General features: G+C 65.1%; 18 protein-coding genes and 1 tRNA gene. 12 read left to right on the top strand and 7 right to left on the bottom strand.

Annotated features, from left to right (window positions below; all coding sequences use genetic code 11):
• The first annotated feature begins 112 nt into the window (after nucleotides 1-112).
• The 4 genes from CRO22_RS00005 to CRO22_RS00020 all read left to right on the top strand — a co-directional run bounded on the left by CRO22_RS00005 (nucleotide 113) and on the right by CRO22_RS00020 (nucleotide 2859).
• Complete coding sequence (locus CRO22_RS00005; RefSeq protein ID WP_097068069.1) at nucleotides 113-331, top strand: hypothetical protein; 219 nt, start codon at nucleotides 113-115, stop codon at nucleotides 329-331.
• The gene (locus CRO22_RS00010) at nucleotides 328-525 is read left to right on the top strand and encodes a hypothetical protein (protein ID WP_097068070.1); all 198 of its coding nucleotides are present in this window, start codon (nucleotides 328-330) and stop codon (nucleotides 523-525) included. Before CRO22_RS00005 ends, CRO22_RS00010 begins: the two co-directional genes overlap by 4 nt.
• On the top strand, nucleotides 525-1166 hold the full coding sequence (locus CRO22_RS00015; protein WP_097068071.1) for a hypothetical protein: 642 nt from the start codon (nucleotides 525-527) through the stop codon (nucleotides 1164-1166). The genes CRO22_RS00010 and CRO22_RS00015 overlap by 1 nt, the downstream gene beginning before the upstream one ends.
• 106 nt (nucleotides 1167-1272) lie before the next feature.
• Nucleotides 1273-2859: a recombinase family protein gene (locus CRO22_RS00020; RefSeq protein ID WP_097068072.1), complete on the top strand. Its 1587-nt coding sequence runs from the start codon at nucleotides 1273-1275 to the stop codon at nucleotides 2857-2859.
• Here CRO22_RS00020 and CRO22_RS00025 read toward each other — a convergent pair.
• The 6 genes from CRO22_RS00025 to CRO22_RS00050 form a co-directional block, all read right to left on the bottom strand.
• A tRNA-Met gene (locus tag CRO22_RS00025) sits at nucleotides 2822-2898 on the bottom strand. The two genes, CRO22_RS00020 and CRO22_RS00025, sit on opposite strands and share 38 nt — an antisense overlap.
• 13 nt (nucleotides 2899-2911) lie before the next feature.
• Nucleotides 2912-4006, bottom strand: a complete 1095-nt coding sequence (gene mnmH, locus CRO22_RS00030) for a tRNA 2-selenouridine(34) synthase MnmH (protein ID WP_097068073.1) — start codon at nucleotides 4004-4006, stop codon at nucleotides 2912-2914.
• Entirely contained in the window at nucleotides 4006-4617 is a 612-nt protein-coding gene (locus tag CRO22_RS00035; RefSeq protein ID WP_097068074.1) for a L,D-transpeptidase, read from the bottom strand. Before CRO22_RS00035 ends, mnmH begins: the two co-directional genes overlap by 1 nt.
• A 75-nt stretch (nucleotides 4618-4692) precedes the next feature.
• Nucleotides 4693-5874 carry a hypothetical protein gene (locus tag CRO22_RS00040; protein ID WP_097068075.1) on the bottom strand — a complete coding sequence of 394 codons (1182 nt, stop codon included), beginning with the start codon at nucleotides 5872-5874 and terminating at the stop codon, nucleotides 4693-4695.
• Nucleotides 5875-5963: 89 nt separating this feature from the next.
• Entirely contained in the window at nucleotides 5964-8519 is a 2556-nt protein-coding gene (locus CRO22_RS00045; RefSeq protein ID WP_097068076.1) for a penicillin-binding protein 1A, read from the bottom strand.
• A 107-nt stretch (nucleotides 8520-8626) separates the two neighbouring features.
• Nucleotides 8627-9382, bottom strand: a complete 756-nt coding sequence (locus CRO22_RS00050) for a cytochrome c biogenesis CcdA family protein (protein WP_097068077.1) — start codon at nucleotides 9380-9382, stop codon at nucleotides 8627-8629.
• Between the two features lie 92 nt (nucleotides 9383-9474).
• Here CRO22_RS00050 and CRO22_RS00055 point away from each other — a divergent pair, with 92 nt between their 5' ends.
• Complete coding sequence (locus CRO22_RS00055; RefSeq protein WP_097068078.1) at nucleotides 9475-9750, top strand: sulfurtransferase TusA family protein; 276 nt, start codon at nucleotides 9475-9477, stop codon at nucleotides 9748-9750.
• A gap of 81 nt (nucleotides 9751-9831) precedes the next feature.
• On the opposite strand, the gene CRO22_RS00060 is transcribed toward CRO22_RS00055, so the two are convergent.
• Entirely contained in the window at nucleotides 9832-10704 is an 873-nt protein-coding gene (locus CRO22_RS00060; RefSeq protein WP_097068079.1) for a MurR/RpiR family transcriptional regulator, read from the bottom strand.
• A 148-nt stretch (nucleotides 10705-10852) separates the two neighbouring features.
• Here CRO22_RS00060 and CRO22_RS00065 point away from each other — a divergent pair, with 148 nt between their 5' ends.
• The 7 genes from CRO22_RS00065 (at nucleotide 10853) to CRO22_RS00095 (ending at nucleotide 18566) form a co-directional block, all read left to right on the top strand.
• The gene (locus tag CRO22_RS00065; protein ID WP_245860835.1) at nucleotides 10853-11623 is read left to right on the top strand and encodes an N-formylglutamate amidohydrolase; all 771 of its coding nucleotides are present in this window, start codon (nucleotides 10853-10855) and stop codon (nucleotides 11621-11623) included.
• Entirely contained in the window at nucleotides 11623-12129 is a 507-nt protein-coding gene (locus CRO22_RS00070) for a TRAP transporter small permease subunit (RefSeq protein ID WP_097068080.1), read from the top strand. Before CRO22_RS00065 ends, CRO22_RS00070 begins: the two co-directional genes overlap by 1 nt.
• Nucleotides 12129-13454, top strand: a complete 1326-nt coding sequence (locus CRO22_RS00075; RefSeq protein ID WP_097068081.1) for a TRAP transporter large permease — start codon at nucleotides 12129-12131, stop codon at nucleotides 13452-13454. Before CRO22_RS00070 ends, CRO22_RS00075 begins: the two co-directional genes overlap by 1 nt.
• Before the next feature lie 45 nt (nucleotides 13455-13499).
• Nucleotides 13500-14537, top strand: coding sequence for a TRAP transporter substrate-binding protein (locus CRO22_RS00080; protein ID WP_097068082.1), 1038 nt, complete (start codon nucleotides 13500-13502; stop codon nucleotides 14535-14537).
• Between the two features lie 79 nt (nucleotides 14538-14616).
• On the top strand, nucleotides 14617-15981 hold the full coding sequence (locus CRO22_RS00085) for a glutamine synthetase family protein (RefSeq protein ID WP_097068083.1): 1365 nt from the start codon (nucleotides 14617-14619) through the stop codon (nucleotides 15979-15981).
• A gap of 45 nt (nucleotides 15982-16026) precedes the next feature.
• Complete coding sequence (locus CRO22_RS00090; protein WP_097068084.1) at nucleotides 16027-17415, top strand: aldehyde dehydrogenase family protein; 1389 nt, start codon at nucleotides 16027-16029, stop codon at nucleotides 17413-17415.
• Nucleotides 17412-18566 carry an iron-containing alcohol dehydrogenase gene (locus CRO22_RS00095; protein ID WP_097068085.1) on the top strand — a complete coding sequence of 385 codons (1155 nt, stop codon included), beginning with the start codon at nucleotides 17412-17414 and terminating at the stop codon, nucleotides 18564-18566. The genes CRO22_RS00090 and CRO22_RS00095 overlap by 4 nt, the downstream gene beginning before the upstream one ends.
• Nucleotides 18567-18668 lie beyond the last annotated feature (102 nt).

An 18668-nucleotide genomic window follows, 5' to 3' on the forward strand; every position in this document is an offset into this window, starting at 1 on the left:
TCCGCCCTCGGCATGATCTGAGATCCCCGCGCACCTCCCCCGCGCGGGGTAACGCTGCGGCGCGCCTTCCCCTTTGCAGCGCGCCGCAGCTCCCCCAACATGCGAGCCTTCCATGACCTTTCCCGTCCGCGTCGAAACCATCGACCCAGAGCTTGACGAAGTGATCCGCGACAATGGTCTGCGCGAGGTCGACTACCACACCCCCGGAGGCCGCGGCTGGCTACAAGGCCACATCACGCGCAGCCTGCTGTCTGGCCTCGCGGTGAAGATCACCCCGCTCGAAGGCCCGCGCCCCGATCCTGTGCATTTCCATCAAGGAGAGCCCCGATGAACACGATCCTTCTCGCTCTCGGGCTTCTCACCCTTGCCGCCGCGACTGCGGGCTTCCATCAGGCCATCGTCACCGCGAAGGCGGCCGATATCGCCGAGGATCCCGACCACGGCGCGCAGCTCGGCATCCTCATTCACGGCTCGGCCGGGCTTCTCGCCGCAGGAGTCGCGCTGATGCTGCAAGGGCTCACCTGATGCGAGGGCTGATCGGCTGCGAGACGAGCGGAGTGATGCGCCGCGCCTTTGCTGCGCGCGGGCATGACATGTGGAGCGTAGATCTCCTGCCCGCCGAAGACGGCAGCAACCGCCACATCACCGGCGATGTGCGCGACTATCTGAGCGACGGATGGGACTTCCTCGCCGTCTGCCATCCGCCCTGCACCCGGTTGTGCAACAGCGGCGTGCGCTGGTTGCACACCCCGCCGCCCGGTCGGACGCAAGCCGAGATGTGGGCCGAGCTCGACGAAGGTGCAGCGCTCTTCTCGGCATGCTGGCGAGCGCCGATCGCGCGCGTGGCGATCGAGAACCCGGTGATGCACAAGCACGCCCGCGCGCGCCTGCCCGCGGATCTGCCGCGGCCCCAGATCGTGCAGCCGTGGTGGTTTGGCGAGCCCGCCTTCAAGGCCACAGGCTGGTATCTGCGCGGTCTGCCCGAGCTGGTGCCCACCAACAAGCTCACCCCGCCCAAGCCCGGCACCGCCGCGCACAAGGCATGGAGCGCCGTCCATCGCGCGTCGCCCGGCCCGGAGCGCTGGCGATTCCGATCGCGCACCTTCCAAGGCATCGCCGAGGCCTGCGCCGCGCAATGGGGCACTGCTGCGCTGTGCGAGGTTTGACCATGGACGGCAGCCGCGCATATCCTTCCGACCTGAGCGATTTCTGGCGCGCCGCGATCAGATTCGCCGAAAAACATGGCGCAGACCTTGGCGCCGAGGAGAATTCATGCAACGCGCTGCCATCTATGCCAGATACTCCAGCGACTTGCAAAATGACCGATCCATCGAGGATCAGGTCGCTCTCTGCCGCGCTTGGGCCGAGCGAGAAGGATATACAATCGTCGAGGTCTTTGCCGATCGCGCCAGGTCCGGAACGACGATCCACGGTCGGGCAGGCCTGCAGAGTCTCCTTCACGACGCCAGAGGCGGCGCCTTCGCAGCCATCATCACCGAATCGCTCGATCGCCTGAGCCGAGATACCGAAGACCTGTCAGGTCTCTACAAGCGGCTTCAGTTCGCTGGCGTCGATATCATGACGGTACATGATGGACAGGCTGACGCGCTGCAGGTCGGCATCCGCGGGCTGCTCTCTACGCTCTTCATCGGAGATCTAAAACACAAGACGCGGCGCGGCCTCTCCGGCGTCATCCGTGACGGGCGCCATGCGGGCGGGCGGGCGTATGGCTATCGCCCAACGCCGGGAGAGCCTGGCGTGCTGCAGATCTTCGAGCCGGAGGCAGCAATCGTGCGGCGCATCTTCCGGGAATATCTTGCCGGTGCCGTGCCTAGGACGATCGCTTCCGGGCTGAATGCGGACGGGATCGCGCCGCCGCGCGGCGAAAAATGGAACGCCAGCACGATCAACGGCAACAAGACGCGCGGCCATGGCATCCTGCAGAACCCGCTCTATATCGGCCGGATCGTGTGGAACAAGACGACGATAGTGCGCAACCCGGAAACCGGCAAGCGCGTTCCGCGCATGAACCCGGAAAGCGCATGGGAATATGCCGAGGCGCCGCAGCTTGCGCTGATACCGGCTGATCAATGGCATCTCGCCCAAGATGAGAAAGCCCGCAGATCGCACGAAACCCCGCGCGGTGCGCGCAAGCACAAGCGCCTCCTGTCAGGCCTGCTGCGCTGTTCCTGCTGCGGCGGCGGCATGACCATGCACGACAAGCGCGGTGAGGCGATCCGCATCAGATGCTCGACCTTCAAGGAAAGCGGCAGCTGCTCCAACAGTAAGACCTACCGGCTCGATCTAATCGAGCATGCCGTGATTGAAGGTCTGATCGACAAGCTCTCTCGCCCCGAATTGGTTGCCTCTTATATCGAAGCTGCACAGCAAGACCGCCGCAATGAGGCACGCGCCCGTGCAACAGCCGAGCGTTCCGTCGCAAAGGCGAAGGCCGCAATCACCCGCCTGCAGAAGGCGCTGATCGACGGACGGGTCGATGAGGATTTCTTTGACCGGGAGATCATTCCCCTGCGAGAGGATCTGCACCGCTCAGAAGCCGCGCTCGCGACTGCTCCTGATGCGCGCGTCGTAACCATGCACCCGGCGGCCCTGAGCCAGATGCGCGCCGTGCTCGAACTTCTGCGCACCCACCTGCCGAACATCGACCCGGAAGAAGATCGCGAGATGTTCGACGCCTTCCGCAGCTTGATCGACCGCGTGGTGATCCATGATCGCGGAGATGGTCAGACAGAGGCCGAAGTCATCGGCCGCATCTCTGCCTTGGTCGGTTCGGACGCCGGAGATAGTTGGGGGGGGAAAATGGTGGCGAGGGGGGGACTCGAACCCCCGACCCCGTGATTATGAGTCACGTGCTCTAACCTGCTGAGCTACCTAGCCACTGGCGCGCTGACTAAGCGATGCCGCACGGGGCGTCAAGGGTGAAATCAGCGAAATCCTCTCCCCGCGCCATCGCCTCGGCAGCGCGGCGCACCTGCGCGGCGAGCGGCGCGATCGCGGCGGGCGCCAGGCTCGGGACCGCGAGCGCAACCGCACGGTGCGACGCGCGGGCGCGATGGCGCTCATACCGCGGGTCATAATGATGCGCCATCAGCGCGCCCGCGAGCGCAACGAAATCTTCTTGCCCCGCCAGCCGGTGCCAGTCGTGCACAAGTTCTGCGGCATGATAGGGGCGCAACCGGTCAATCAACCGCGCAAGCATCAGCGGATTGGCACAGAGATCGGCATAGGCGCGGGCGAGATAGGCGGCGCGCTCCTGCCGCGGAACCACCAGGCGCAGCCGCGGCGCGGCGCGGATCGCCTGCCACAGCCCTCCGGGCAGGGTGAGCGCGCCGAGTGTGGCGCTTTCCGCCTCGATCAGCACCGGGCGCGCGGGGTCGAGTGCCGCCAGCGCTTCGGCCAGCCGGCTCTCGAAACCAGTCTGCGCGGGTTGCCCGCCCGGCATCGCGCCAAAGATCGAGCCACGATGGTTCGCGAGCCCTTCAAGGTCGATCACCTGTGCGCCCTGCACCGCCGCGGCGCGCAGGATCTCGGTCTTCGCCGCACCGGTATTGCCGTCAAGCAGCACCACGGGGGAGATCGGCGGCGCAGCGAGCGCAGACATCACCACCCGCCGCCAGCTCTTGTAGCCGCCCTCGAGCAGTTCCGCGCGCCAGCCGATCTGGCGCAGGATCGTGGCGAAAGAGCCCGAGCGCTGCCCGCCGCGCCAACAATAGATGAGCGGGCGCCAGCCGCCCGGTTTGTCGGCGAGCGGGCCTTCGAGATGAGCGGCCGCGTTCCGCGCCACCAGAGCCGCGCCCAGCTTGCGCGCCTCGAACGGGGCCACCTGTTTGTAGATCGTGCCCACCATGACGCGTTCGGCATCCGACAGCACCGGCAGGTTGATCGCGCCGGGCAGATGGTCGCGGGCGAATTCGGCCGGGGACCGCACATCGATCACGGTATCGAAGCCGTGATCGAGCGCGTCCCCCACCGAAAGGAGCTGCATCAATACACCGTCACCGGCGTGCCGATCGGCACTGTGTCGTAAAGCGCGATCACATGGTCATTGACCATCCGCAGGCAGCCGTTGGAGACCGCATGGCCGATCGAGGCGGGCTCGACCGTGCCATGGATGCGGATCGCCGTATCGTGCCCGTTCTGGTAAAGATACATCGCCCTGGCACCCAGAGGGTTGCGGGGTCCGCCAGGCATGCCGGTTTCGGCATAGCGGGCGTAATGGCTCGGTGAGCGTTCGACCATCTCGGGCGTCGGCTTCCAGTTCGGCCATTCGACCTTGCGCGCGACCACGGCCTGACCGCGGAACTTCAGCTCTGCCTTGCCCACCGCCACACCGTAGCGCATCGCGCGCCCCGGCGCGGTGATATGGTAAAGGAAGAACTTGTCGGACACGACGATGATCGAGCCCACCGCGAGCGCAGGTTTCACCTCCACCTCGGTCGGGTAATATTGTGGCGCGATCGGCCAGCGCGGATTTTTGGGCGCCACTTCGGGGTTGGCGGCGGGATCCTCGGCGAGGGTGGGGCTGGCAAGGCTGAGCCGCGGCGCGCCCAGGACGGGCAGCGCGGCAAGGCCGGCGAGAAGGCAACGACGGTCCATTCAGGTCTCCGGTAACACTGAGGAGAGGCTAGCAAAGCCCCGGGATCGGCTCAACGCAAAACCGCGGCACCGGGTTCACCCGCCCTCGGCGGGCGCACCGAACACCGCAATCAAAAGCCCGAGAACGGCCAGCGCCGCAAACCCGGCGCGCCGTGCGCCCCGGCTCTCCAGCGCGGCCAGCACCGATTGCGCAGCGTAATAGGCGGCAAAGGCGCGCGAGGCATAGGCGATGATGGTGAAGAGATCGGCGGTCCAGGTGAGCGCGGTCCCGGCGGCAACGAGGGCGAGATAGGCGGGCCGCGCCGGCAGGCGGCCGCGGCTGAGTTCTGCCGTGAGCCCCCCGGCTCCCGAGGTATCGGCCACGGCGGCGGAGAGCTGCGCGGCCAGCGCCGCCACCACCAGCATGCCCGGAAGCACCGGCGAGACCACCCCCATCATGTCGATGATCGCCGTCTCGCTCAGCGCATGGCTGCCCGGCGCGAACACATAGGCCAGAAGCCCGATATAGGCGAGATAAATCGCGCTCGAGAGCCCCTGCGCGCGTTTCATCGCTGCGATGCGGGTCGGCGCATCGTAGCTTGCGCCCAGATAGCGCGCGGTCTCGAAGCCCTGCACGGTGACGATGAGACCAAAGCCCAGCGTGAGCGCCTGCCAGGGCGCGAGGCTCGGGGCGGCGACCACCAGCGCCCCTGCCGCGGCGCGGTCGGCGAAATAGCCCGCAAGGCCGAGGATCAGCCCGGCGATGATCGCAAGCTTGAGCGCGACAGAGGCATATTCGAGCCGTTCCAGCGCCTTGAAGCCCCCCGAAAACCCTGCGAGGCCCACACCGAGCAGCATCGCGGTGGTGACGATGCGGCCGGCAAACGCCCCGTGCCATGGCGTGAGCGCCACGGCGAAGGCGCCGAACAGGTTGAGGTAATAAGCCACCGAGATCACATAGGCGAAGGCGAGCACCGCCTGTGCCAGCGCCTCGATGCGGCGGCGCTCAGGGCGCGCGGGTCGGTCTTCCGCGGCGATATTGACCCGCACGGCCGCCCCGAATGCCCAGGCGACAAGACAAAGCAGCGCCATGGCGAGAGGTGCATAGCCACCGTATTCGCTTTGCAGGATCGGGCCGAGCACCAGAAAACCCGAGCCGATGATCGAGGCGAGCGGCGTGATCATCGCGCGCCAGCGCGGCCGGCGGCGCAGGCCTGGCCAGAACATCGCCCCGAAGATCACGATGGCAAGAAGGAAGATGGCACTGTCGAGGAGCATCCCGGGGTCCATGCACGAATTGCGGAAACTCTAGCAGGACGCGCCCCGCGACAAAAGCCGAAGCAGCCGAAGTCGCCCCGGCGCGCCGCTCAGTACAAACCGCCTGCCGAGAGCGTGCCGAAATCGGCCTTTTTCGGGATCACCCGCGTCTGCCCGGTCGAGGTGGTGACAGTGGTGTTGTTGTCGCTCTCCCCCTGCGCGAAGAGCGGCAGATCCGCGCCCATCGCAAAACCGCCGTCGACGATCATGCCGAAACCGCGCATTTCCTGATCTTCGCGCATATATTCGGCCTGCACAAAATCCCCGCGCACGCCATCGGGGAGGATCTCGCCGGTAAAGCGGTTGTAATTTTGCCAGTAACCGCCCGGGGGCACCTTGAACTTGCTGCCGCCGTAATCCTTCACGGCCTCCTGCATGAAGGCATTGAAAACCGGAACGCAGAGCGTGCCACCATAAGCGCCGGGGCCAAGCCCGCGCGGCTGGTCATACCCCATGTAGCACGAGGCGACGATGTTCGAGGTGAAGCCGGTGAACCACACATCCTTCGCGTCGTTCGTGGTCCCGGTCTTGCCCGCGACAGGCACCGGCAGGTTGACGCCGGTCCCGGTGCCACGCTGCACCGCACCCTGCATCAGCGACACCATCTGATAGGCGGTGATGGCGTTGATCACCTGCTCGCTGTCGGTGCGGATGCGCGGCCCGAGCCCTGCGGGCAGACCAGGGTCAGCACAATCGAGGCAGGCCCCCTGATCGTGGCGATAGATCGTGCGGCCCCAGCGGTCCTGCACCCGGTCAACCAGCGTCGGCTCGACGCGCTGCCCGCCATTGGCAAGGATCGCATAGGCCGAGATCAGCCTGTACATCGTGGTTTCCTGCGCGCCCAGCGCGTTGGCCAGATAGGGGCCAAGATCATCATAGACGCCAAAACGGCGCGCGTAGCCCGCCACCGTCTCCATGCCGATCTCCTGCGCGATCCGCACCGTCATCAGGTTGCGCGACTGCTCAAGCCCGGTGCGCAAGGGCGTCGGCCCGTAATATTTGTTCGAAGAGTTCTTCGGCCGCCAGAGGCCTTGCGGCGTGTTCACCTCGATCGGCGCGTCGACAACGATCGTCTCGGGCGAGAAGCCGGAATCGAGCGCCGCCGCATAGACGATCGGCTTCATGTTGGAGCCGGGCTGGCGCATCGCCTGGGTGGTGCGGTTGAACACCGAAGACTGGTAGGAAAAGCCGCCCTGCATCGCGAGCACCCGGCCGGTGTGCACGTCCATCGCCATGAAGGCACCCTCGACCTGCGGCACCTGCCGCAGCGACCAGCGCACGAAGCTGCCGTCGCTGTCTTTGGTGATCGCACGCACGAGCACGACATCGCCCACATCCACGAGGTCGGAGGCGCGTTTGGCGCGCGGCCCGAGCTTGCCATCCTTGTCGCGCTTGCGCGCCCAGGTGACATCCTCGGCCGGGATCCAGTGGCCGTCTGCGTCCTCGTCCACCCCCTCGATGCCGATCCGCGCCGAAGGGCCGGAGATTTCCAGCACCACCGCCGGATGCCAGCCCTCAATGTCGCGCGGCGCCTGATCGGTGGGAACAGCGGCCAGCGCGGCGCGCCACGATGCCTCGTCCTTGAGCTGATCGGCGGGGATTGTCGCCTTGGTGCCGCGCCAGATGCCTTGGCTGCGGTCATATTTCTCAAGCGCATCCTGGAGCGCCTTCGCGGCCTGCGCCTGAAGTTTGGGGTCGACAGTTGCGCGGATCGTCAGACCGCCGCCGAAGAATTCCTCCTGCCCGAAGCTTTTCGAGAGCTGGCGGCGGATCTCGTCGGTGAAATAGTCGCGCGGCGGCAACGCCTCGCGGAACGGCGGATAATCGCCGCGCTGCACGGTCTTGAGCTCTTTCGCCTGCTCGGCCTCGAGTGTCGCCTGATCGATGTGACCATCCTCGAACATCCGCCGCAGCACATAATTGCGGCGCAGCCGTGCCTCGTCGTAGTTGCGCACCGGATGCAGCTCGGCCGGTTTTTTCGGCAACGCCGCCAGATAGGCCGCCTCGCCAATCGTCAGGGCGCTCAGCGGCTTGTTGAAATAGGTCTGCGCAGCCGCCGCAACGCCATAGGAATTCTGGCCGAGGAAGATCTCGTTGAGATAAAGCTCGAGGATGCGATCCTTGGACAGTGCCTCCTCGACCCGCGCCGCCAGGATCAGCTCCTTGATCTTGCGTTCGGCCGAGCGCGAACCGTCGAGCAGGAAGTTCTTCATCACCTGCTGGGTGATGGTGGAGGCGCCGCGCACATCCTTGCCGCCCGACTTGATCGCGGCAAAGGCCGCCGCCAGAATGCCGCGCGCGTCATAGCCCTTGTGAATATAGAAGTTCTGGTCCTCCGCCGAGACGAAGGCCTGTTTCACCACATCGGGAATATCGGCGATCGGCACGAAGATCCGCCGTTCCTCGGCGAATTCGTCGATCAGGCGGCCCTCGCCGGAATAGATCCGGCTGATCGTCTTCGGCGTATATTGCGCGAGTTGCTCGTGGCTGGGCAGGTTGCGCCCATACATCCAGAAGATCGCCCCGACCGTCAGCGCGGCAAAGAAGATCGCGGTGACAACCCAGGAGAACAGGCCCCCGAGCGTGGAGAGGACGAAGCGGATCAAAAGGCACTCCCATGGGGCAAGTGGCCCCGATTGTCGCCCTATAGCGCGGGGCGGGCGGAGGGTCAAAGCAAGTTCCCGTCAGCCGCAGGGCCGCGGCGCGGCCCGCGTCAGCCGAACTCTGCCAGCGCCGGGAACGTGTCGAGGATCCAGAACGAGAAATCCGAAAGCGCCCCCGTCAGCATGAACAGCCCGACCGTCCAGAGCAGCAGGCCCGAGATTTTCTCGATCCGGCCCATGTTGCGGCGCATGAAGGCCATGGCACCGCCAAGGCTCGGGAAGAAGGCGGCGACGATGAGGAAGGGCAAGCCCAGCCCCGCGGCGTAAACGGCCAGCAGCGCCATGCCGCGGCCGATTCCCCCTTCCATCATCGCGAGCGAGGCGATGGTGCCCAGCACCGGACCCAGACAGGGGGTCCAGCCGAAAGCGAAAGCGAGGCCGAGCAGATAAGCGCCAAAGGCCGAACCGCCGCGGTCTCCGGTATCGACCCGCAGCTCTCGGTCAAGAAATCCGATTCGGTAGATGCCAAGAAAATGTGCCCCGAAAATCATCACCACAACGCCCGCGACCTTGCCCAGAGTGTCGCGCGCACCGCCCATCGCCTGACCGAGCGCCGAGGCGCCAAGACCGATGATCAGGAACACCGTCGAGAGGCCGAGAACGAAGAAAAGCGCTGCCATCAGCACCCGGCCCCGCGCCGCAGCCTTGCCCGCGCCCATCTCGCTCACCGTCACCCCGCCCATATAGGCCAGATAGGGCGGCACGATCGGCAGCACGCAGGGGCTCAGAAACGAGATCACCCCCGCCACGAAAGCGGCGAAGGCGGCAGGCAGGAAGGCTGCATCGATGATGTCGATCCCGAACATGGCGCTTTCCTAGCAGGCCCGGGGCGATGCGTCATCCGGCAAAACCTCACATTGCCGTGGACAGGGCGGTACCGCAGCGTTAGGGCAAGCCCATGTCCACGCCCCCCGCCCTCATGCTCGATCTGCGCGGCCTGCTGTGCCCGCTGCCCGTGCTGCGCCTGCGCAAGGCGCTGCTCGCCCTCCCCGAGGGGGCAGTGGTGGAGATGCGCGCGACCGACCGCGCAAGCTGGATCGACGTGCCGCATTTTTGCGCTCATGCCGGGCACCGGCTGATCAGCGCCGAAGAGTCCGAAGGCGTGCTCCTTTATCGGATCGCGCGCGGCCCCGCCCGCTCCGCGCAGGGCGGATCTGGCGCGACGGGCCTCTGACCCGGGCGTTGAAGCCGGAATTTCGCCCGACCGCGCGGGCTCAGATCTGGAAGCCGCGCTCCGGACCTCCGGAGATTGCCCCTATTTCCGGCCGCGGAAGAAGCGCGCCCGTTCATAGAGTGCTTCGAGGCGGCGCATGCGGGCCGCCGTCGTCTCCCAGGTCAGATCCTGCACCGCCGCCATCAGCGTCTCGACGATGAGCTGGATTGCCACTGTGCTGTCCCAGGCGGAGGGCACTTCGACCTGCGCCGAGAGCCGGATCCTTGCATGCGCCGCAGCGGGGCTTACCCAGGGGTCGGTGACCAGCACCACCTCGGCCCCCTGCTCTGCCGCCAGTTCCACAAGTTGCAACACGGCGTTCTCGTAACGGCGGATGTCGAAGACCAATAGCACATCGCCACGCCCGATTTCGAGAAGCGCGGGCGGCCAGGCGTTCGAGACCGGCATCAAAAGCTCCACCTGCGGCCGGATCACCTTCATATGGGTGACGAAATATTCCGCCATCGCCAGCGTGATCCGCCCCCCCGTCGCGAAGATCTTGCGGTTCGGGTCTGCAAGCAGCGCCGCCGCCGCATCAAAATCTGTCTGCTCGATCTGCGCAAGCGTAGCCTGAAGATTGGCCATCACCGCATCGGCGAAGCGGTTCAGAACATGGCCCTCGGGCGCCTGCGCTGCCCAGCGGTCGTGCTTCGCCAAAGGCCCGACGAGGCGCGATTCCAGCTCGTCGCGGACCGCGCCCTGAAGCCCCGGATAGCCGCCATAGCCCATCTTCTGCGCCAGCCGCACCACAGTGGGCGAACTCACCTCGGCCGCACGTGCAAGCTGGGTAACCGAGCCCAGCAGCGCCACCGGGTAATGGCGCAGGATATGGCTGGCCAACTGGCGCTCTGCCCGTGTCATCGTGGCAATTGCGCCCCGCAGCTCCTCCTCGATCGTGCATCGCTCTGCTGCCAAAACGGGCGCTCCTCGCCTTTGACGCGAAATCGCGCCCCGAACAGATTGTAACAGAATTATCATTCCTGAAATGATGTTGACAGTTTCGACGCCCCGGTCAAGCCTGATCCCGGACAGATCGAAGAATCGACGCCGACGGGGAGACGCTGTGGAAGAAAAGACGGAAGGCGCGGTCGTCATCGAAGGACGCGCGGCCCCGGGGCCGTTCGTTTTCGTGTGCGAACATGCCGTGAATGCTTTCCCGGCGCGCTGGGGCGCGCTCGGGCTCGACGCCGCAACACGCGAAAGCCATGCCGCCTGGGATCCGGGCGCGCTCGGCCTTGCAAGAGCGCTCGCGGCCCGCCTGCAGTCTCCGCTGGTGCGCGCCACCCATTCTCGGCTGATCTACGATCTGAACCGCCCGCCGCACTCCAAAGGTGCGATGCCTGCGCGCTCGGAGATCTATGAGATCCCGGGCAACAGGGCGGTGACGCCCGAAGAGCGGCTCGCCCGTACCGAGGCGCTTTACATTCCCTTCCATGCGGAATTGCGCGCTTTGCTCGCCCAGAAGCTCGCGCGCGGAGAGCGGCCCCTCCTCGTCACCGTGCATTCCTTTACTCCGGTCTGGCACGGGCAGCCACGCGCGGTCGAATGCGGCATCATCCACGATGCCGATCCGAGCCTTGCCGAAGCCGTACTCGCCGAGGCCTGCGGGCAGACCGGCCTCGATTCCCGGCTCAACGAGCCCTATAGTGCCGCTGACGAAGTCACCCATACGCTGGCCTTGCAGGCGACGCCGCTCGGTCTGAAGAACGTGATGCTGGAGTTGCGCAATGATCTGATTGCCGATGCGCCCGCTCAAGAGGCGATGGCGGACCGGCTGAGCGCCGTGCTGCGTGCCGCAGCGAGTGCGCTCGCGCAGCGCGGGGAGGTTACCTGATGCCGCGGTTTCTGGTGACTTACGTCCATTTCATCGAAGCCGTGACCCGTCGGCTCGGGCGCTTCGCCATGTATCTGCTTTATGTGATGATGGCGATCATGGTCTGGTCGATGATCACCAAATTCGCCCATATCCCCGCGCTCTGGACGCTCGAGATGGCGCAGTTCACGCTGGTGGCCTATTACATGCTCGGCGCGCCCTGGACGATGCAATCCGAGGTCAATGTGCGGATGGACCTCGTCTATGCGCGCTTCACCCACAAGGGGCGCGCGCTCACCGATGCGCTCACCGTCTTCTTCCTGATGACCTATCTCGGCATCATGCTTTATGGCGCCTTTGACTCGACGGTCTATTCCTTCGAGGTGGGCGAACGGAACCCGACCGCCTGGCGCCCCGTGCTCTGGCCCTTGAAGACGATCATCACTTTCAGCTTCGCGTTGATGCTCCTGCAAGCCACCGCGCTTCTGATCCGCGACATTGCCACGCTGCGCGGGGAGAAGATCTGATGGACCACAACACCATAGCGATCCTGATGTTCTCCTCGCTGCTCCTCATGATGATCACCGGGCAGCGGGTGTTTGGCGCGATCGGCTTTGTCGCGGTGATCGCCGCACTCACGCTCTGGGGGCCGGGCGGCACCGACATGGGCTTCTCGGCCGTCATGAAGCTGATGAAATGGACACCGCTCCTCACCCTGCCGATGTTCGTTTTCATGGGCTATGTGATGAGCGAGAGCCGCCTCGCGGAAGACCTTTACCGGATGTTCCACGTCTGGTTTGGCCCCCTGCCCGGCGGGCTTGCCATTGGCACGATCCTTTTGATGGTGCTGATCTCGGCGATGAACGGGCTCTCTGTCGCGGGGATGGCGATTGGCGCGACCATCGCCCTGCCGGAGCTGATGCGGCGCAACTACGACAAGCTGATGATCTCGGGGGTGATCCAGGCGGGCTCCTCGCTGGGCATCCTGATCCCGCCCTCGGTGGTGCTGGTGCTGTTTGCGCTGATCGCGCGCCAACCGGTCTCCAACCTCTGGCTTGCCGGCGTTGGCCCAGGCCTTCTGATGGCGGTGATGTTCATCCTTTACATCATGCTGCGCACTTGGCTGAACCCGAAGCTCGCGCCGCGGATGAGCCAGGAGGAACGCGCCTCGATCCCGCGGGCGGAAAAATACAAACTCCTGCGCGCGGGCCTGCTGCCGATCTTCATCTTTGCCGCGATGATGGTGCCCTTTCTGAACGGCTGGGCGAGCCTCACCGAGGCCTCGGTGGTGGGGGTGGCCGCCACCGTGCTCGTGGCCGTGCTCAAGGGCCGGTTCTCGAAACATGTCTTTGAAGTTGCCACGAAGCAGACGCTGCATATCACCGTGATGTTCATGCTGATCATCACCGCCGCGCTCTCTTTTGGAGCGGTGTTTGATGGCCTTGGCGCGGGCCGCGCGATCCAGAATTTCTTCACCTCCGATCTCGGCCTCGCGCCCTGGCAGATCCTCGTGCTGATGCAGTTGAGCTTCCTCTTCATGGGGATGTTTCTGGACGATACCGCGATGCTGGTCATCGTGGCGCCGGTCTTTGTCAGCCTTGCAAAGGCGCTCGGCTTCGATCTGATCTGGTATGGCGTGCTCTATACCATAACCTGCCAGATCGCCTATCTGACGCCGCCCTTCGGCTATAACCTGTTTCTGATGAAGGCGCTGGCCCCGCCTGAATTCACCCTTCCGGTGATCTATCGCTCGGTCCTGCCCTTCGTGCTGGTGATGGTCTTCACGCTTGTGATGATCATGGTGTTTCCCGAAATCGCGCTCTGGCTGCCGCAAACGGTGCTTGGGCGCTGAGCCAAAACGACCCCGAACGGGGCGCCCCACAACAAGGAGAGAAAGATGACGACGACGAGACGGAAGTTCCTCACCACCGGTGCGGTGGGTGCCGCTGCGGCGGCCGGGCTCGCGGCCCCGGCGCGCGCCTCCGAAACGATCAAATGGCGCCTGCAAACCTATGCGGGCCCCGCCCTTGCCGAGGAAGTGGTGAAGCCCGCAATCGAGGCGTTCAACACCATCGCCAATGGCCAGATGGAGATTGAGCTTTACACCTCCGACCAGCTCGTGCCGACGGGCGAGCTGTTCCGCGCGATGCAGAACGGCACCATCGACGCGGTGCAATCGGATGACGACTCGATGGCCTCCCCCACCGAAGTGACGGTGTTCGGCGGCTATTTCCCGTTCGCCTTGAGGTATTCGCTCGACGTTCCCGCGCTCTTCAACGTCTATGGTCTGAAAGAGATCTGGGAAGAAGAATATGCCAAGGTTGGCATCAAGCACATCTCGGCAGGCTCGTGGGATCCTTGCAACTTCAACATGAAGGAGCCGGTGAACTCGCTTGATGACCTCAAGGGCAAGCGCGTCTTCACCTTCCCGACCGCGGGGCGCTTCCTCGCGCAATTCGGCGTCATTCCGGTGACGATCCCGTGGGAAGATGTGGAAGTGGCGCTGCAAACCGGCGAACTCGACGGCCTCGCCTGGTCGGGGATCACCGAGGATTACACCTCGGGCTGGTCGAAAGTGGCGCCCTACTTCCTCACCAACAACATCTCGGGCGCCTGGATTGGCCACTTCTTTGCCAATATGGAGCGCTGGAACGCGGTGCCCGCCCATCTGCAACAGCTGCTGCAGACCTGCTTTGATCAGTCGCATTACCACCGCCAATGGTGGTACTGGGCGGGCGAAGCCAAGCTCCGCGTCGAGGGCCCCGACATGACCCTGACCTCGCTTCCGGCCGAGGATTATGCCAAGCTCGAAGAGGCCGCGCACAAGTTCTGGGACGAGATCGCCGCCGAAAGCCCGCTCAAGGCGAAGGTCGTGGAGATCATCCGCAAATACAACGACACGATGATGAAGGCCGGCGTGCCCTACCGCTATTGATCCGGTCGGGCCGGGAGCAATCCCGGCCCTGCCCCACCCCGACGCGGCGGCAGAACCGCGCTTTTGACTGGAGGACAAGATGCCCGCTAACCTGACCTTCGACGCGCTCAAGACGGCCGTCGCCTCGGGCGAGATCGACACGGTGATCGCCTGTATCTGCGACATGCAGGGAAGGTTGCAGGGCAAACGCTTCCACGCGCGGCATTTCGTCGAGAGCGCCTGGGAGGAAACGCATTGCTGCAACTACCTGCTGGCGACCGACATGGAGATGATCACCGTGCCGGGCTACAAATCGTCGAGCTGGGCGCGCGGCTATGGCGATTACGTCATGAAGCCCGATCTCGCCACCCTGCGGCGCCTTCCTTGGGTGCCGGCCACGGCGCTCGTGATGTGCGACGTGCTCGACCATCACACGCATGAGATGGTGCCGCATGCGCCCCGCACCGTGCTCAAGCGCCAGATCGAGCGCGCGCAGGCGATGGGCTTTGCGCCGATGATGGCGACCGAACTCGAATTCTTCCTCTTCGAGGAGAGCTATCCCCAGCTCTTCGACGCGGGCTATCCGCTGCCCACACCGATGGGGCGCTACAACATCGACTATTCGCTGATGGGCACCGCGCGGGACGAAAAGGTCATGCGCGACATCCGCAACCATCTCTATGCCGCGGGCATTCCGATCGAATGCTCGAAGGGCGAGGCAGAGGCGGGGCAGGAAGAGGTCAATGCGAAATATTCCGACGCGCTCGACACCGCCGACATGCACACGCTGATCAAGCTCGGGGTGAAGGAGATCGCGCAAAGCCACGGCGCCTCCGCCACCTTCATGGCGAAATATGACCACCGCAAGGCGGGCTCGTCGAGCCACATCCACCAGTCGCTCTGGAAGGATGGCGCGAACGTCTTTTATGACCCGAAGGCCGAGCATGGCATGAGCGCGATCATGCGCCATTTCCTCGCCGGACAGCTCGCCTTCTCGCGCGAACTGAGCTATTTCCTCGCGCCCTATGTCAACAGCTACAAGCGCTTCTGCGTCGGCATGTTCGCCCCGACGAAAGCGGTCTGGTCACTCGACAACCGCACCGCAGGTTACCGGATCTGCGGCGAGAACACCAAATCCGTCCGCGTCGAATGCCGGATCGGCGGCGCCGATCTCAACCCCTATCTGGCCTGTGCAGCGCTTCTGGCCGCCGGGCTTGAGGGGATCGAGCAGATGCTCGAGCCCGGCGATCCGGTTTCGGGCGATCTCTATCAGGCGCAAACCGCGCCCGAAGTGCCGCGCTCGCTGATCGAGGCGGCCGAGGCGCTAAAAGATTCGGCCTTCCTGACCCGGGTTCTGGGCGCGGAAGTGGTCGAGCACTATTATCATGCCGCGCGCTGGGAGATCGAGGAGAGCCTGCGCGCCGTGACCGATTTCGAACGCCATCGCGGCTTCGAGCGCGCCTGAGTTCAAGGTTTTGCGGGGCCGGAGGGGCCCCAGAGGAAGGTCGACATGACGAAGATGATCCAGTGTATCTCGCCCGTGGACGGGCGGGTCTATGCCGAGCGCCCGGCCTTGAGCCTTGCCGAGGCGGAAGACATGGCCGCGCGCGCCCGCGCCGCGCAGCCCGCCTGGGCCGCGCGCCCGCTTGAGGAGCGCATCGCGCTCGTCAAGGCCGGGGTGGCGAAGCTCAACGAGATGAAGGAGCGCGTGGTCGAGGAGCTTGCCTGGCAAATGGGCCGCCCCACTCGCTTTGGCGGCGAGTTCGGCGGCGTCAATGACCGCACCGCCTATATGTCTGAAATTGCGGAGAAATCGCTTGCGCCGATGATGGTGGAAGAGAGCGAGAAGTTCCGCCGCTATATCGCGCGCGAGCCGGTGGGCGTGGTCTTCATCATCGCGCCCTGGAACTACCCCTACCTCACCACGATCAACACGCTTGTTCCCGCGCTGATCGCGGGCAATACGGTCGTGCTCAAGCACGCCACCCAAACCATGCTGGTGGGCGAGCGCCTCGCCGAGGCCTTCCATGCTGCGGGCGTGCCGGAGGATGTGTTCCAGAACGTCTACCTCACCCATGACGTGACCGAGGCGCTGATCGGCGGGCGTGCCTTCAACTTCATCAACTTCACCGGCTCGGTGAATGGCGGTGCCACGATCGAACGCGCGGCGGCGGGCACCTTTGCCGGCGTCGGGCTCGAACTCGGCGGGAAAGACCCCGGCTATGTGATGGACGACGCCGACCTCGACGCCGCAGTCGACAGCCTGATGGACGGGGCGATGTTCAACGCGGGCCAGTGCTGCTGCGGCATCGAGCGGATCTATGTGCACGAAAGCCTTTACGACGCCTTCGTCGAAAAAGCCGTGGCCTGGGTCAAGGCGCTGAAACTCGGCAATCCCTTCGAGCCCGAAAGCACGCTCGGGCCGATGGCGAACAAGCGCTTTGCCGCGCTCGTGCGCGAGCAGATCGCCGAAGCGGTGGCAGAGGGCGCCGAGGCGCTGATCGACCCCGCGCTTTTCCCCGCCGATGACGGCGGCGCCTATCTCGCGCCGCAGATCCTCGTGAACGTCAACCACGAGATGCGGGTGATGCGCGAAGAAAGCTTCGGCCCCGTGGTCGGCATCATGTCGGTCAAGGACGACGAGGAAGCGATTGCCGCGATGAACGACAGCCCCTACGGGCTGACCTGCTCGCTCTGGACGGCAAACCCCGACCGCGCCGCCGAGATCGGCGCGCGCGTCGAAACGGGCACCGTGTTCATGAACCGCTGCGACTATCTCGATCCGGCCTTGTGCTGGACCGGCTGCAAGGATACCGGGCGCGGCGCCGCGCTCTCGGTTCTGGGCTACCAATCGGTCACGCGGCCGAAATCCTACCATCTCAAGAAGGTGACGAAATGAGCGTTCCACGCATGAACTGGAACTATCCCACGGCGATCAAGTTCGGCCCCGGCCGGATTGCGGAACTCGCAGAGCATTGCAAGGCGGTGGGGATCACCAAGCCGCTGCTGGTGACCGACAAGGCGCTCTCGACGCTGCCGATCACCGCGGGCGCGCTGGATGTGCTCGAGGCCGCCGGGCTTGGCCGCGCGATGTTCTCCGAGGTCGATCCGAACCCGACCGAAGCGAACATGATCGCGGGCATTGCCGTCTACAAGGCGGGCGGGCATGATGGCGTGGTCTGCTTTGGCGGCGGCTCGGCGCTCGACCTTGGGAAAATGATCGCGCTGATGGCCGACCAGCCCGCAAGCCTTTCGGTCTGGGAGCTCGAAGACATCGGCGACTGGTATACCCGTGCCGATGCCACGAAAATCGCGCCGATCATCGCCGTGCCGACCACCGCGGGCACGGGCTCGGAAGTGGGCCGCGCGGGGGTTCTGACGAATTCCGACACCCACAAGAAAAAGATCATCTTCCACCCGAAACTGATGCCCGCGGTCACGATCTGCGACCCGGAGCTGACGGTGGGCATGCCCGCCTTCATCACCGCGGGCACCGGCATGGATGCGCTCGCCCATTGCCTCGAGGCCTATTGCTCGCCCTTCTATCATCCGATGAGCCAGGGCATCGCGCTTGAGGGCATGCGCCTTGTGTTCGAGAACCTGCCCAAGGTCTATGCCAATCCGACCGACCTTGAAGCCCGCGCCCATATGATGAGCGCCGCGGCGATGGGCGCGGTTGCCTTCCAGAAGGGGCTCGGCGCGATCCATTCGCTGTCGCACCCGGTTGGCGCGGTCTACGGCACGCACCATGGCACCACCAATGCCTGCGTGATGCCGATGGTGCTCGATTACAACCGCGCCGCCATCGAGGACCGGATCGAGAAGGCCGCGGCCTATCTTGGCATCGCTGGCGGGTTTGACGGCTTCCGCGCCGCCGTGGTGGCGCTGCGCGAGGAGCTGAACATCCCCGAAACGCTGACCGCGATGGGCGTGAAGGCGGAAGACCTCGACATGCTCACCGAGATGGCGCTCGAAGATCCGTCCTGCGGCGGCAACCCGATCGAGATGACGCGCGAAAACACCCGCGCGCTCTTTGCCGCCTGCATGTAATCGGCCGCGCGGCCAAATCCGATGCCCGGCGCTGCCTCGTGCAGCGCCGGTCCATTTCTTGTGGCAAGGCTGCCGCTTTCGCACAGGATGCAGCCCAAACCT

Origin of the sequence: Rhodobacter maris, from assembly GCF_900217815.1 — a bacterium.
Classification (GTDB): Bacteria; Pseudomonadota; Alphaproteobacteria; order Rhodobacterales; family Rhodobacteraceae; genus Rhodobacter; species Rhodobacter maris.

Bases quoted from the DNA above. Each gene is read 5' to 3' on its own strand.
- CRO22_RS00010 (WP_097068070.1), top strand. From the start codon at position 328: ATGAACACGATCCTTCTCGCTCTCGGGCTTCTCACCCTTGCCGCCGCG.
- CRO22_RS00090 (WP_097068084.1), top strand. From the start codon at position 16,027: ATGACGAAGATGATCCAGTGTATCTCGCCCGTGGACGGGCGGGTCTAT.
- CRO22_RS00020 (WP_097068072.1), top strand. From the start codon at position 1,273: ATGCAACGCGCTGCCATCTATGCCAGATACTCCAGCGACTTGCAAAAT.
- CRO22_RS00035 (WP_097068074.1), bottom strand. From the start codon at position 4,617: ATGGACCGTCGTTGCCTTCTCGCCGGCCTTGCCGCGCTGCCCGTCCTG.
- CRO22_RS00015 (WP_097068071.1), top strand. From the start codon at position 525: ATGCGAGGGCTGATCGGCTGCGAGACGAGCGGAGTGATGCGCCGCGCC.
- CRO22_RS00040 (WP_097068075.1), bottom strand. From the start codon at position 5,874: ATGCTCCTCGACAGTGCCATCTTCCTTCTTGCCATCGTGATCTTCGGG.
- CRO22_RS00050 (WP_097068077.1), bottom strand. From the start codon at position 9,382: ATGTTCGGGATCGACATCATCGATGCAGCCTTCCTGCCTGCCGCCTTC.
- mnmH (WP_097068073.1), bottom strand. From the start codon at position 4,006: ATGCAGCTCCTTTCGGTGGGGGACGCGCTCGATCACGGCTTCGATACC.
- CRO22_RS00005 (WP_097068069.1), top strand. From the start codon at position 113: ATGACCTTTCCCGTCCGCGTCGAAACCATCGACCCAGAGCTTGACGAA.
- CRO22_RS00075 (WP_097068081.1), top strand. From the start codon at position 12,129: ATGGACCACAACACCATAGCGATCCTGATGTTCTCCTCGCTGCTCCTC.
- CRO22_RS00085 (WP_097068083.1), top strand. From the start codon at position 14,617: ATGCCCGCTAACCTGACCTTCGACGCGCTCAAGACGGCCGTCGCCTCG.
- CRO22_RS00095 (WP_097068085.1), top strand. From the start codon at position 17,412: ATGAGCGTTCCACGCATGAACTGGAACTATCCCACGGCGATCAAGTTC.
- CRO22_RS00055 (WP_097068078.1), top strand. From the start codon at position 9,475: ATGTCCACGCCCCCCGCCCTCATGCTCGATCTGCGCGGCCTGCTGTGC.
- CRO22_RS00080 (WP_097068082.1), top strand. From the start codon at position 13,500: ATGACGACGACGAGACGGAAGTTCCTCACCACCGGTGCGGTGGGTGCC.
- CRO22_RS00070 (WP_097068080.1), top strand. From the start codon at position 11,623: ATGCCGCGGTTTCTGGTGACTTACGTCCATTTCATCGAAGCCGTGACC.